This window comes from Cognatiluteimonas profundi (assembly GCF_009792795.1).
GTDB classification, from domain to species: domain Bacteria; phylum Pseudomonadota; class Gammaproteobacteria; order Xanthomonadales; family Xanthomonadaceae; genus Cognatiluteimonas; species Cognatiluteimonas profundi.
The window spans coordinates 1-13,179 of sequence record NZ_VKHQ01000002.1 but is presented as its reverse complement, the minus strand read 5'-3'; the positions used below and the strand labels follow the sequence as shown (position 1 = coordinate 13,179).

The window sequence follows — 13,179 nt, the reverse complement described above, 5'->3', positions numbered from 1 at the left end:
TTGTTCGAACGTTCCCGCAAGGGTGAGATCGCCCTGTTGATCCAGCCCCACGCCGGCGGTCCGCCGGACGAGGGTGCCCTGGAGGAATTCGCCGACCTGGCCCGCTCGGCGGGCGCAACCGTCGCCGCCACGCTCAATGCGCGGATCGACAAGCCCAATCCGGCGACGCTGATCGGCAGCGGAAAGCTCGAGGAAGTGAAGGCCGCCTGCGAGGCCACCGGCGCCGACCTGGTGCTGGTCAACCACCCCCTGTCGCCGGGGCAGGAACGCAACCTGGAAAAACTCCTCGAGCGGCGCGTGGTCGACCGCACCGGCTTGATCCTGGACATCTTCGCCCAGCGCGCACGCAGCCATGAGGGCAAGCTGCAGGTCGAGCTCGCCCAGCTCAAGCACATGGCCACGCGCCTGATCCGTGGCTGGACCCACCTTGAGCGCCAGCGTGGCGGTTCCATCGGCCTGCGCGGCCCGGGTGAAACCCAGCTGGAAACCGACCGCCGGCTGCTGCAGAAGCGCGTCGAGCAATTGCAGAAGCGACTGGACAAGGTCGAAGTGCAGCACACGCAGATGCGCCGTGCACGCGTGCGCAGCGAACTGCCGCGCGTGGCGCTGGTCGGCTACACGAATGCGGGCAAGTCGACGTTGTTCAATGCCCTCACCGGCGCCGATGCCTACGCCGACGACCGCCTGTTCGCTACGCTGGATCCGACGGTGCGGCGCGTTGCGTTGTCCGGCGGCCACGCGGTATTGGCCGACACCGTTGGTTTCGTGCGCGACCTGCCGCATGAACTGGTTGCCGCATTCCGCTCGACCTTGTCCGAAGCGCGCGAAGCCGATCTGCTGCTGCATGTGATCGACGCGGCGGACCCGCTGCGCGAGGAGCGCATCGCGCAGGTCGATTCGGTGCTGCAGGAGATCGGTGCCGGCGACATCCAGCAGCTGCTGGTGTTCAACAAGATCGACCGTGTCGAAGGCGCCATCGCCCGCCACGACCGTCCCGGCAACGGCGTGACCGGCGGCGCGCGCGAACGCGTCTGGCTGTCGGCGCAAAGCGGCGAAGGCCTGCCGCTGCTGCGCCAGGCCCTCGGCGAACGCCTCGGGCTGCGCCGCATCCATGGCGAGTTGCAGTTGCCGGCGTCCTCGGGCCGCCTGCGCGCGCGCCTGCACGAACTGGGCGCCGTCCGCGAGGAGAGCCACGACGAGAATGGCTGGAACCTGCGGCTGGACCTGGCCGAAGCCGACGCGGTGCGGCTGGCCACGCTGGCCTACGGCGCCCCGCTGCAGGCCCTGCTGCCCGAGCCATTGGTGAGCCCCGCCTAGCCCGTCCGGTTAGAATTCGACCGGTCGGCGGCCACATCGTCGTCCGCTGGTATCGCTGGCGCGGCGTCGCGCGCATTCGTTTTCAATCTTGGAGCAGGCATGGCCTGGAACATTCCCGGCGGCGGGTCCGGCAAGGACGGTCGCAACACCCGCCAGCGCAGCGGCGGACCGTTGGATCGCTGGCTTGAACCCTTGCGCGGCCTGTTCGGCGGCAGGGGTGGCATGGCCCGGTGGGTCGGCATCCTCGTCGCGCTGTGGCTGGTCTTCAACTGCTTCGTGCTGGTCACCGAGCAGCAACGCGGCGTCGTCCTGCAGTTCGGACAGTTCTCGCGCGTGCTGCAGCCGGGGCCACATCTGAAATGGCCGTGGCCGATCGAGCGCGTGATGAAGGTCAACGCGACCCAGAGCCAGGCATTCAACGACACCGTGCCGGTGCTGACGCGCGACGGCAACATGGTCAGCGTCGAGCTCAACGTGCAATACCGCATCAGCGATCCGAAGCTGTACCTGTTCGGCACGCGCAACGCCAACAAGGTGCTCGAGCAGGCCGCGTTGAGCACCGTCCGCGAAACCGTCGGCCGCTCGGACCTGGATACCGTGCTGGGTGCCCGCGGCGGCCTGATCGGCACCGTCAACCGCCAGCTGCAGTCGTCGCTGGACGCCTACCACACCGGCTTGACCGTGTCGGAACTCAACCTGCAGAACGCGCGCTTTCCCGATGAAGTGAAGGACGCGTTCGACGAGGCGCAGCGCGCCAACGCGGACAAGACCACCGCGATCAACCAGGCCAAGGCCTACGCGGCGAAGGTCGTGCCCGAGGCGCGCGGCGAGTCGGCGCGCCTGCGCACCACGGCCGAAGGCTACAGGACCGCATCGATCGATCGCGCCACCGGCGATGCGACGCGCTTCTCGCTGTTGCTCGACCAGTACAAGCTCGCTCCCGAAGTCACGCGCAAGCGCCTGTGGCTGGAAACCGTGCAGCAGGTCCTCACCGAAAACCGCAAGATCATCGGCGATGGCAGGCAGCTGATCTACGTGCCGATGTCGGCGACAGGCGACGACAAAGCCGCGGCTCCCGCCGTGATTCCGGCCGACGTCGCATCGCCAACGGTCAATGCCACCACCACCGAGGCCCGTCCGGACCGCAGCCAGCGACCGACGGGACGTGAGGAGCCGTCGCGATGAAATTCTCCGCCTGGATTCCATTGGCGATCGCCGCGTTGCTGGCGCTGTTCGGCTCGGTCTATGTCGTGTCCGAAGGCCAGACCGCCATCGTGCTCAACCTGGGACGGCTCGTGCGCAGCGACGTCGGCCCCGGCCTGCACTTCAAGATCCCGTTCGTCGAAAGCGCGCGCATCTACGATCGCCGCCTGCAGGTCCTGGATGCCAATCCCGAGCGCTACCTGACCTCGGACAAGCAGGACATCAGCCTGGACTTCTTCGCCATCGGCAAGATCCAGGACGTGCGCGCCTTCTATCGCGCCACCGGTGGCGACGAGGAAGTCGCCGTGCAGCGCCTCGCACCGATCATCAAGAATGCCCTCACCGGCGAAATCAATTCGCGCACGCTGCAGCAGGTCGTGTCCGGCAACCGCGAGGAAGTCGTCGCGCGCCAGCTGAGCAGCATCAACAAGGGCGCGTCGACGCTGGGCGTGCAGATCATCGACATCCGCATCAAGCGCGTCGACCTGCCCGAGGACAGCAACGTGCTCAAGTCGGTCTACGACCAGATGCGCTCGCAACGCCAGCAGGTCGCCAGCCAGTTGCGCGCCGAGGGCGTCGAACAGGCGCAGAAGATCCGCGCCGAAGCCGATCGCCAGCAGCAGGTGCTCGTCGCCGAGGCCGAGCGCGACGCGCAGAAGTTGCGCGGCGAGGGCGATGCACAGGCCGCGGCGATCTATGCCGCCGCCTACGGCCGCGATCCGTCGTTCTACGCATTCCATCGCAGCCTGGAGGCCTATCGCAGGTCGTTCGCCGACGGCAAGGCCGTGATCGTGCTCGACCGCAACGATCCGTTCCTGCAATTCCTGCGCAGCGACAAGTAGGCATGCAAGATTTCCTGTCGGCACTGTGCCTGGTCGCGGTGCTCGAAGGCCTGTTCCTGTTCGCGGCGCCAGGTGGCTGGAAGCGCGCCGCGGAACAACTGCATGCCATGCCCGACCAGCGCCTGCGCGCCGTGGGCGGCATCGTGGTCATCCTCGGCCTGTTGTCGCTGTATTTCGTCCGCGGTCTGTAAGGCGGTTCGGGCCATGACAGGCGCCGGGCGGGCCTCGAATTCCTGAGGATCCCATGGGAGCGACGTCAGTCGCGATTGGAACCCACCAGCCCCGGGGCTGTTATCGCGACTGACGTCGCTCCCACAAAAGCGGCTTTTGGCACCGCACTGGCCCCACCCCGGCAAAACCCGGATAATGCGCAAAAGCCGGGGGGCGATCCTCCGGCTTTTTTTCGTGAATGCCCCTGTACGAGCGGATTTACCGCGACCAGGCCGGCCACGGTCGCGGCTTGAGCCGCTCCTACACATGCTTGAGGAGTTCCACATGGGTCAGTCAGTCGTCGTTCTCGGGGCCCAGTGGGGCGATGAAGGCAAGGGCAAGATCGTCGACCTGCTGACCGAACAGGTCGGCGCCGTCGCGCGCTTCCAGGGCGGCCACAATGCCGGCCACACGCTGGTCATCGGCGGCAAGAAGACCGTCCTGCACCTGATTCCGTCCGGCATCCTGCATCCGGGCGTGCTGTGCCTGATCGGCAACGGCGTCGTGCTGTCGCCCGCAGCGCTGAAGAAGGAGATCGGCGAGCTCGAGGCCGAAGGCATCGACGTGCGCTCGCGCCTGAAGATCAGCCCGGCGACGCCGCTGATCATGCCGTACCACATCGCCCTGGATCAGGCCCGCGAGAAAGCCGCCGGCGGCAAGGCGATCGGCACCACCGGTCGCGGCATCGGCCCGGCATACGAGGACAAGGTCGCGCGTCGCGGCATCCGCGTCGCCGACCTGCATTACCCGCGCCAGCTTGCGGAAACCCTGCGCACTGCGCTGGATTACCACAACTTCGTGCTGACCAAATACCTCGGCGTCGATGCGATCGACTTCCAGAAGACGCTCGATGAAGCGCTCGAATTCGGTGCGTATGTCGAGCCGATGAAGTCCGACGTCGCCGGGATCCTCCACGACCTGCGCAAGCAGGGCAAGCGCGTGCTGTACGAGGGCGCGCAGGGTTCGCTGCTCGACATCGACCATGGCACCTATCCGTACGTCACATCCAGCAACACCACGATCGGCGGTGCGCTTGCCGGCACCGGCGTTGGCGCCGACGCGATCGACTATGTGCTCGGCATCGCCAAGGCCTACGCGACCCGCGTCGGCGGCGGCCCGTTCCCGACCGAGCTCGACGATGACGTCGGCGAAGGCATCCGCGCACGCGGCCAGGAATTCGGCGCCACCACCGGCCGTCCGCGCCGCTGCGGCTGGATCGACCTGGTCGCACTCAAGCGCGCCGTCGCCATCAACGGCATCAACGGACTGTGCATCACCAAGCTCGACATCCTCGACGGCATGCAGACGCTGAAGATGTGCATCGCCTACCAGTACCGCGGCAAGCGCACCGAGTACGCGCCGCTCGACGCCGAAGGCTGGAACGAGTGCGAGCCGGTCTACCTGGAGTTCCCCGGCTGGCAGGAAAGCACCCACGGCATCACCGAGTGGGACAAGCTCCCCGCCGCCGCACGCGCCTACCTGCGCGCGCTGGAAGAACTCTCCGGCTGCCCGCTGGCGATGGTCTCCACCGGGCCGGACCGCGACGCGAACATCGTGTTGCAGGATCCCTGGGCCTGATTGGCCGTTAGAGAAAAGGCCGCCCTCGAGGCGGCCTTTTTGCGCGCCAGCTAGTCCCGGTTACTCTCTGGCGACACAGTGGTTGGCAAGTGGACAACCTGTCGCCACGGGCATGGAAGCGCTCGTAGTCGCGATCCCATTCAATTTATTAGCAAACATGGAGGTTTGAATTATGAAAACTGGCAAGACATATCTGCTGGTGTTGATATGTAGCAGTTTGATTGGGGCATGCAATCAATCCCTATCGGCAGAGCCTCCTTCGTCATCGAATGCTGCATTGCCGGATAAATCGTTGGCAAGGACTGCTAAGGCGGAAGCTGGTGAAAATGATGCTGGCTTATTGCGCCACAGCTTTAGCAAGTGTGTCGACAAATCCGAAGGGATTACGGCAGAAATGCAGGCATGCATGGAGGCGGAGTACCAGTTCCACAACGACCGCATGCATGCTGCATACAGGGCTTTGATTGCATCGGAGGATGTAAGTAGCCGCAAGCCAATTAAACTGTCGCAGCAGAACTGGCTATCTAGGACCGAAAAGGAATGTGCATGGGATGCACAGCATGAGGGGCAGGCGCAGCGACTGGAGGCGGAGTACTGCAATATGCGAAACACTGCAAAACGTGCCAATGAGCTCGAAAGAAGAATTGGCGCCGTGAAATGAGGTTCCGCCGCGCATGAAGCGCTTGGCGAGGTCGGCTCAAGGAGGAAAGAATGGACAAGGAAGACATAGCTCGCAAGGTTGTCGCGCAGTGGCATCTAGGCCAAACATCACAGAGGTTCGAGTCATCTGGGATGGGGGCGGAAACAATCTCTACCGGTAAAAATGACCATGGCGGGGTCTCATATGGCGCCTATCAGTTATCGAGCAAGTCCGGCACTCTGCAGGAGTATTTGGCTCAGTCGGCATATGGCGTCAGATTTAAGGGGTTAATTCCCGCTTCTGCGGAATTCGATGCGAAATGGCGCGAAATTGCACGGTCCGACCCCGAGTTTGGTCTAGACCAGCATGACTTTATTGGCCGTAGCCACTATCTCGAGCAGATAGTTCGATTGAATGAAGTCGGATTGCATATGGCTGGCCGTGGTAGGTCAGTGCAAGATGCGGTATGGAGTACTTCGGTCCAGTTCCGCGATCTGACGCCTGCGATCTTTACTGGTGCATTGAAAGAGAAGTTCGGCAGTGCCTTTGCCCTACCTTCTTTGACGGACCATCAGATAGTCGAGGCGGTGCAGGACTATAAAAAAGATCACAACGACACGTTGTTTCGGAGCTCACCCGGCCTGTGGCCCGGTCTTGCAAAGCGCGCGAAATCGGAAAAAGAGGCGCTATTAAAGTTGGCGGATTCCGAGTCGTTGGCGAAGGCTGGACCGATCGTAGATTCACTCGTTTCTCGCGGTCGTTTGCCTGATCGCGAAACCGCAGTCGAGACCCCTAAGGAATTTAGCTCGCTCAGGAAATCTCATTTCCAAGAGCGAGCCGCTGACAGAGCACCCCTTCTATCGACTTCCGGGCTTCAGCGCCAGCTGAACCACCTCGGCTATCACGGAACCCACGGCCATCGCCTGGCTGCTGACGGACACTTCGGCCACAACACCAAGCACGCGGTCATGGCTTTCCAACAAGCCCACCATCTCCACGTCGACGGCGTTGTCGGAAAGCACACGCTTGCCGCGCTCGAGCATGCGCGGCATTCGCCGCTGCTCTCCGAAGCGACGCATCCGCAGCATGCGTTGTACGCGCAGGCGCTGCATGGCGTGCGCAGGTTGCCCGAGGCGATGTTCGGCAGCGCGCGGGCGCAACATAATGCCGCCGCGACACTCACGGTTGCCGCGCATGCCAGTGGCTTGCACAGGATCGACCACGTCGTCCTGGGGACTGACGCCGTGCGGCTGTTCGCGGTGCAGGGGCGGATGGATGATCCGGCGCATCGCCGCGCGCATGTCGATCGCATGCAGGCGGTGACGCAGACGATCGAGCACGCCACGCTCGCGATGCAGAAGCCGGCCATGGCGCCCGAGCCCGCCCGCGCGCATGCCTTCGTGGCTGCACAGGCCGGGATCACCCATCGCGACGTGACGCCAGGCATGCCCTGACCTGGCGTCGAACGCGGCTTTTCGCCGGCGTTCGCGCTTCTTTCATGCGCTGCTGTCGAGCATGGCTGGGCGAGGTCGACTCGCCCGACGCATCGATCGCATGAGCCTGCTGCAGTACCAGCGCAAGCGCCAGTTCGACAGGACGCGGGAACCTGCGCCCGGCAAGTCGCTGCCGGAGGGCAGGCGCGCGATCTTCGTCGTGCAGCTGCATCACGCGTCGCGCCGCCATTACGACTTCCGCCTGCAGGTCGGCGACGCGCTTAAGTCATGGGCAGTGCCGAAGGGGCCGAGCTACGATCCCTCGGTCAAGCGCATGGCGGTGGAGGTCGAGGATCACCCAGTCGACTACGCGACGTTCGAAGGCGAAATCCCCAGGGGCCAGTACGGCGGCGGACACGTGGCGCTGTTCGACACCGGTGTCTGGTCGACACCGCATGACGCCGAGGCGCAACTGGCCAAGGGCCACCTGCGATTCGAGCTCTTCGGCAGGAAGCTCAAGGGTGGCTGGCACCTCGTGCGCAGCGGCAAGCCGGCAAAGCAGCCGCAATGGTTACTGTTCAAGGAGGCTGACCAATACGCGGCCGCGGTCGAGGCCGATGATCTCCTCGCCGACGTGACACCACCGCCGGCCGCGGACGCGAAGCGCGCGGGCAGCGGCAAGGCCGACAAGCAATCCAAGGCGACCGTCACCGCGACACGCAAGCCACGCAGGACCGACTGGGCGAAAAAGGCCGCCAGGCTCGACAAATCCAGGAAGGCCACGCTGAAGAACGAAGCCTTCGCGCCGCAGCTGGCCAAGCTCGGTGACAAGCCGCCCGAAGGCCCGCAGTGGCTGCACGAACTCAAGTGGGATGGTTACCGGCTGGTGACCACCGTCGTCGACGGCAAGGTGCGGATCTGGTCGCGTAATGCCATCGAATGGACGGCGAAGGTGCCGGAGATCGCATCGGCGATCGAACAGCTCGGCCTGAGGAGTGCCGCGCTCGACGGCGAACTGATCGCCGGCAGCGGCACCCAGCAGGACTTCAACCTGTTGCAGGCGACCCTGTCCGGCGAGCAGTCGGGTGCGCTGGTCTATGTGCTGTTCGACCTGCTGCATGTCAACGGCATCGCCATCGACGCGGCGCCGCTGGTCCAGCGCAAGCACCTGCTCGCGGAGATCCTGGACGATCCCCCGCCGCATCTCGCGCTGAGCACGCACATCCTCGGCGATGGCGACGCCGCGTATGCGCTGGCGAGTGAGCGCAGATTCGAGGGCATCATTTCCAAGCGCGCCGATCATCCCTATCGGCCGGGTCGCGGCGACGACTGGCGCAAGACCAAGTGCCTGGATTCGGATGAGTTCGCGGTCGTCGGTTACACGCACCCGAAAGGCAGCCGCAGTGGGTTCGGCTCGCTGCTGCTCGCGAGGCCGGACGGCGACGACTGGGCATACGCCGGCCGCGTCGGCTCCGGTTTCAACAACGGCCAGTTGCGCGATCTCACCAGACGCATCGGCGACGCCGGCACGCCCAGGCCGACCGTCCACGTCAGCGATGCCGCGCGCAAGGACCTCAAGGGTGCGCTGTGGTTTCCGCCGATGTTCGTGGTCGAGGCCTACGTGCGCGGCATCGGCACATCGGGGCTGTTGCGACAGCCATCGCTGAAGGCGATCCGCCTGGACAAGGGCATCGCCGACCTTGCGGATTCGGATCGTGCAAAGCCCACAGCCGCGACGCTGAAGACCGCGAAGCGCAGCAGCAAGACCGCGACAAAGGCCGCCAAGACCACGCGCGCAGGCCAGCACGGCATCGCGGAGAAGTCCCCGGCACCGATGCGGCTCACCAGCCCGACCAAGCTCATCTATCCCGACAGCCACATCACCAAGCAGGATGTCGCCGACTACTACCTGGCGGTGATGGATCAGCTGCTGCCGGAGATCGCCGGACGTCCGCTATCGATCATCCGTTGCCCGGACGGCGCCGGCAAACCCTGCTTCTTCCAGAAGCACCACACGCCCGGCCTGGAACACGTCAGCTTGGTGCGGCTGAAGGAAGAAGCCGGCAACGCCGCCAATTACCTGGTCGCGTATGACGCCGCGGGCATCATGGAGCTGGTGCAACTCAACGCGCTGGAGTTCCACCCGTGGGGATCGCACGCCGACAGTCCCGATATCGCGGACCGCGTGATCTTCGACCTCGATCCCGGACCCAACGTGCCGTGGTCGGAGGTCAAGGCCGCGGCGCTGCACGTGCGCGACCTGCTCAAGCAGGCGGGGCTGCGGGCGTTCCTGCGCACCACGGGTGGCAAGGGCCTGCATGTCGTGGTGCCGCTCAATCCCGGTTGCGGCTGGGACGTCGTCAAGCGATTCGCGAAGGGATTCGCCGACGCGCTGGCCGCATCGGAGCCCCAGCGATTCCTCGCGGTCTCGACGCTCAAGCTGCGACCCAACAAGATCTTCGTCGACTACCTGCGCAACGGACGTGGCGCCACGGCGGTGGCCTCGTACTCGCTGCGCGCCCGCGACCGCGCGCCGGTGGCGATGCCGATCGCCTGGTCGCAACTCAAGGCGCTCAAGCGCGGCGATGCCTTCACCCTGAAGGACGTGCCCGGCCTGCTCAAGCGCCGCCGCAGGGATCCGTGGGCCGGAATCGACAAGGTCGCGCAGGACCTGTCGCGCTGGTCCGGATGAGCCATGGAGCGTGAACGGCCGGTTTCGCGGTACCCGAACATTCGCCGTAATACGGTCGATCTCCAGTGGGAGAAGCACATGTCCGAGATGCATTTCGAGTCACTGCAGGAAGCCCTGCAATACGCCAGTGACCGCATCGACATCGCACTCGCCCGGACCATCCAGCTCGAAGCGATCACCGATGCGCACCACGCGCTGCTCAGCGCCATGGCCGCCACGCATCCGGATCCGGCGGCGCTGCGCGAGGAATGGCGCCGCATCTCGTCGATGATCGTCGCCAGCTCCCAGATCCGCCCGCCCGACGATGCCGCCATGGAGATCCGCGCCGAGCAGACCGAGGCCCAGGTGCGGATGATCAGCGAGATCCTCGACAGCCTGGCCTCGGAGTCGGAAGAGTAGGGTGCGGCTGTCGGGGGAGGTTTCCAGGCAGCGGGATTGCAGCAACAACAGCCACGCAGCGCGGCTTCATGCCCTGTCGAAACCGCTCCGCCCGGCTGGTCCGCCCGGCCTGCTGGCGACGGCGGGTTGCATTACGCGCAGATCGTCGCATTCTGTGGGGGTGTCACCGGCAGGAGCGAGCCACATGATCGACCTCGTCATTGACCAGCGTCGCCGCGATCTCGGCGGCTTCGAGGTCGGGCGCGTGCTGCCGTATGCGCCGCACCGCATGGTCGGGCCCTTCATCTTCTTCGACCACATGGGCCCGGTCGAATTCGCGCCGGGCATCCCGCGCAGCGTCGACGTCCGACCACACCCGCACATCGGCCTGTCGACCGTCACCTACCTGTTCGACGGCGAGATCATGCATCGCGACAGCGTGGGCTCCGAGCAGCCGATCCGTCCGGGCGAAGTCAACTGGATGACGGCCGGACGCGGCATCACGCACTCCGAGCGCTTCGAGAAGGCCCGCGCGATTGGCGGACGCATGGACGGCATCCAGGCCTGGATCGCATTGCCGGTCGAGGACGAGGAAATCGAGCCCGCGTTCGCGCACCACGGGTCCGAAGCGCTGCCCGAATTCACCGTCGATGGCATGTGGATGCGCCTGATCGCCGGCGAATGCTGGGGATTGCGCTCGCCGGTGCGGACCCATTCGCCGCTGGTCTACGCGCATTGCCGGATGCAGGCGGGCGCAAAGCTGCCGATCCCCGTGCATTACCCCGAGCGCGCGGTCTACATTGCCAGCGGCACCGTCGATATCGGCAACCAGACCTTCGGCCCGGGGCAGATGATCGTCTTCACCCGTGGTCGTCCCGGCCTCGTGGTCGCGTTGGGCCCGGCCACGCTGATGCTGCTGGGCGGGGAGCACATCGGCGAACGCTACATCGAGTGGAACTTCGTCTCCTCCCGCAAGGAGCGCATCCAGCAGGCCAAGGCCGACTGGGCCGCCGGCCGCATGAAGCTGCCCGATCTGGACCATCACGAGTTCATTCCGCTGCCGCCCGAGCCCGCCGTGCCGAATCCGATGTCCTGATGCACGCGGCACGGGCTACTCGCCATTGCGGGCCGACTGCAAGGAGGCATCCACCGTGACCATCACCATCGCTGGATTTTCCGGAAGCCTGCGCAAGGGCTCCTACAACGCCAGCCTGCTGCGCGCAGCGGCGGCCATGATGCCGGATGACAGCCGACTCGATTCCGCATCCATCCAGGCGTTTCCGCTGTACAACGCCGATGACGAGGCCGCGCACGGCATTCCCGACGCGGTGACGGCACTCAAGGATGCGATCGCGGCCGCCGACGGCTTGTTGATCGCGACGCCGGAGTACAACCACAGCATTCCGGGCGTCACCAAGAACGCCGTCGACTGGCTGAGTCGCCCGCCCGCCGACATCGCACGCGTGTTCGGTGGCAAGCCGGTCGCGCTGATCGGCGCATCGCCGGGCGGATTCGGCACGATCCTGTCGCAGAACGCCTGGCTGCCGGTGCTGCGCACGCTCGGCGCCGAATTGTGGACCGGTGGACGCTTGATGGTCTCGGGCGCCGCCAAGGTCTTCGACGCCGACGGGCACATCGTCGACGCGCGCATCAACGACGCGCTGCGCACGTTCCTGCAAGGCTTCGTCGACCACATCAAGGGGCGTTGACCGCTTGCGCACGACATCGTCGAACCCCACGACCGATGGCCTGGCCGCCAGTCGCCTGCAGCTGCCGCCCGGGTCGTGGACCACCGTGCTCGATTGCCTGTGCGAACGATTCCCGGCGATCCCGCGCGACACCTGGATCGACCGCTTCGCACGCGGTCGCGTGCTGGATGCGACCGGCACTGCCTTGCACGTCGACGCCGCATACCGACTCGGCGCGGAGATCCGCTACTTCCGCGAAGTGGTCGATGAACCACGCATTCCATTCGAGGAATCCGTCCTGCACGTCGACGCCGACCTCGTGGTCGCCGACAAGCCGCACTTCCTCCCCGTTACGCCCGCGGGCCGCCACGTGCGCGAAACGCTGCTGTCGCGCCTTGTCCGCCGACTCGGCAATCCCGATCTCGTCCCGCTGCACCGCATCGACCGCGACACCGCCGGCGTCGTGCTGTTCTCCGCCAACCCCGCCACCCGCGACGCGTACCAGTCGCTGTTCCGCGCGCACCGGATCCGCAAGCGCTACGAAGCCATCGCACCCGCGCTTCCCGCACTGGCATTCCCGATCACCCGCGCCTCCCGCATCGTGCCCGGCGAACCCTTCTTCCGCATGCAGGAGGTCGAGGGCGCCCCCAACAGCGAAACCCGCATCGACGTCATCAGTCGCGACGATGCGCTCTGGCGCTACGCGCTGGAACCCGTCACCGGTCGCAAGCACCAGTTGCGCGTGCACATGGCCGCCCTGGGCGCACCGATCCACGACGACCCGAGCTATCCGCACCTCACGCCGATCGAAGGCCATGCGCGGCCATTGCAGCTGCTCGCGCGATCGCTGGACTTCATCGATCCGCTGACGGGCAGCCAACGCCACTTCGAAACCCGCTTCACCCTGCAAGCCGATTGACCCTGTCCCGACGCAGCTCTTGCGGCGGATGCCGGCGCTAGCACCTGGGCAACTCACTTCTCCCGCTTGCGGGAGAACGTGCCGAAGGCGGATGAGGGCAGGCCAGCAGCAGTCCCCCAAATCAATCACCGCAGCACCGCCTTTCCCTTCGCCCGCTTGCGGGAGAAGGTGCCCAGATCGCAAGTGCGTCGTGTAGGGAACGAGCGTACACCCAGGCGTAGGTCCCGGTGGTCGCCGCCCCATCACACAAGCGGGCGAGGGGCTGGTCCGTCGCCACCA

At 65.6% G+C, this 13,179-nt stretch carries 12 protein-coding genes; all 12 read left to right on the top strand.

Annotation, left to right across the window (positions count from 1 at the left end):
- The gene (gene hflX, locus GST15_RS00855) at positions 1-1,317 is read left to right on the top strand and encodes a ribosome rescue GTPase HflX (protein ID WP_159015368.1); all 1,317 of its coding nucleotides are present in this window, start codon (positions 1-3) and stop codon (positions 1,315-1,317) included.
- Positions 1,318-1,416: 99 nt separating this feature from the next.
- Positions 1,417-2,502 (top strand): FtsH protease activity modulator HflK, encoded by a 1,086-nt coding sequence (hflK, locus tag GST15_RS00850; protein ID WP_159015367.1) that lies wholly within the window; start codon positions 1,417-1,419, stop codon positions 2,500-2,502.
- The gene (gene hflC, locus GST15_RS00845) at positions 2,499-3,362 is read left to right on the top strand and encodes a protease modulator HflC (RefSeq protein ID WP_159015366.1); all 864 of its coding nucleotides are present in this window, start codon (positions 2,499-2,501) and stop codon (positions 3,360-3,362) included. Before hflK ends, hflC begins: the two co-directional genes overlap by 4 nt.
- 2 nt (positions 3,363-3,364) lie before the next feature.
- A complete protein-coding gene (locus GST15_RS00840) occupies positions 3,365-3,553 on the top strand; it encodes a DUF2065 domain-containing protein (RefSeq protein ID WP_159015365.1) in 189 nt (62 codons plus the stop codon).
- Positions 3,554-3,857: 304 nt separating this feature from the next.
- Positions 3,858-5,150, top strand: a complete 1,293-nt coding sequence (locus GST15_RS00835; RefSeq protein ID WP_159015364.1) for an adenylosuccinate synthase — start codon at positions 3,858-3,860, stop codon at positions 5,148-5,150.
- Between the two features lie 172 nt (positions 5,151-5,322).
- On the top strand, positions 5,323-5,811 hold the full coding sequence (locus tag GST15_RS00830; RefSeq protein WP_159015363.1) for a lysozyme inhibitor LprI family protein: 489 nt from the start codon (positions 5,323-5,325) through the stop codon (positions 5,809-5,811).
- Positions 5,812-5,861: 50 nt separating this feature from the next.
- The gene (locus GST15_RS00825; RefSeq protein ID WP_159015362.1) at positions 5,862-7,244 is read left to right on the top strand and encodes a peptidoglycan-binding domain-containing protein; all 1,383 of its coding nucleotides are present in this window, start codon (positions 5,862-5,864) and stop codon (positions 7,242-7,244) included.
- Positions 7,245-7,344: 100 nt separating this feature from the next.
- Positions 7,345-9,915, top strand: coding sequence for a DNA ligase D (gene ligD, locus GST15_RS00820; protein WP_159015361.1), 2,571 nt, complete (start codon positions 7,345-7,347; stop codon positions 9,913-9,915).
- A 78-nt stretch (positions 9,916-9,993) separates the two neighbouring features.
- On the top strand, positions 9,994-10,314 hold the full coding sequence (locus tag GST15_RS00815) for a hypothetical protein (protein ID WP_159015360.1): 321 nt from the start codon (positions 9,994-9,996) through the stop codon (positions 10,312-10,314).
- A 184-nt stretch (positions 10,315-10,498) separates the two neighbouring features.
- Positions 10,499-11,389, top strand: a complete 891-nt coding sequence (locus GST15_RS00810; RefSeq protein WP_159015359.1) for a pirin family protein — start codon at positions 10,499-10,501, stop codon at positions 11,387-11,389.
- Positions 11,390-11,444: 55 nt separating this feature from the next.
- A complete protein-coding gene (locus GST15_RS00805; protein WP_233263005.1) occupies positions 11,445-12,002 on the top strand; it encodes an NADPH-dependent FMN reductase in 558 nt (185 codons plus the stop codon).
- A gap of 4 nt (positions 12,003-12,006) precedes the next feature.
- On the top strand, positions 12,007-12,900 hold the full coding sequence (locus tag GST15_RS00800) for a pseudouridine synthase (RefSeq protein WP_159015358.1): 894 nt from the start codon (positions 12,007-12,009) through the stop codon (positions 12,898-12,900).
- Positions 12,901-13,179: the final 279 nt, after the last annotated feature.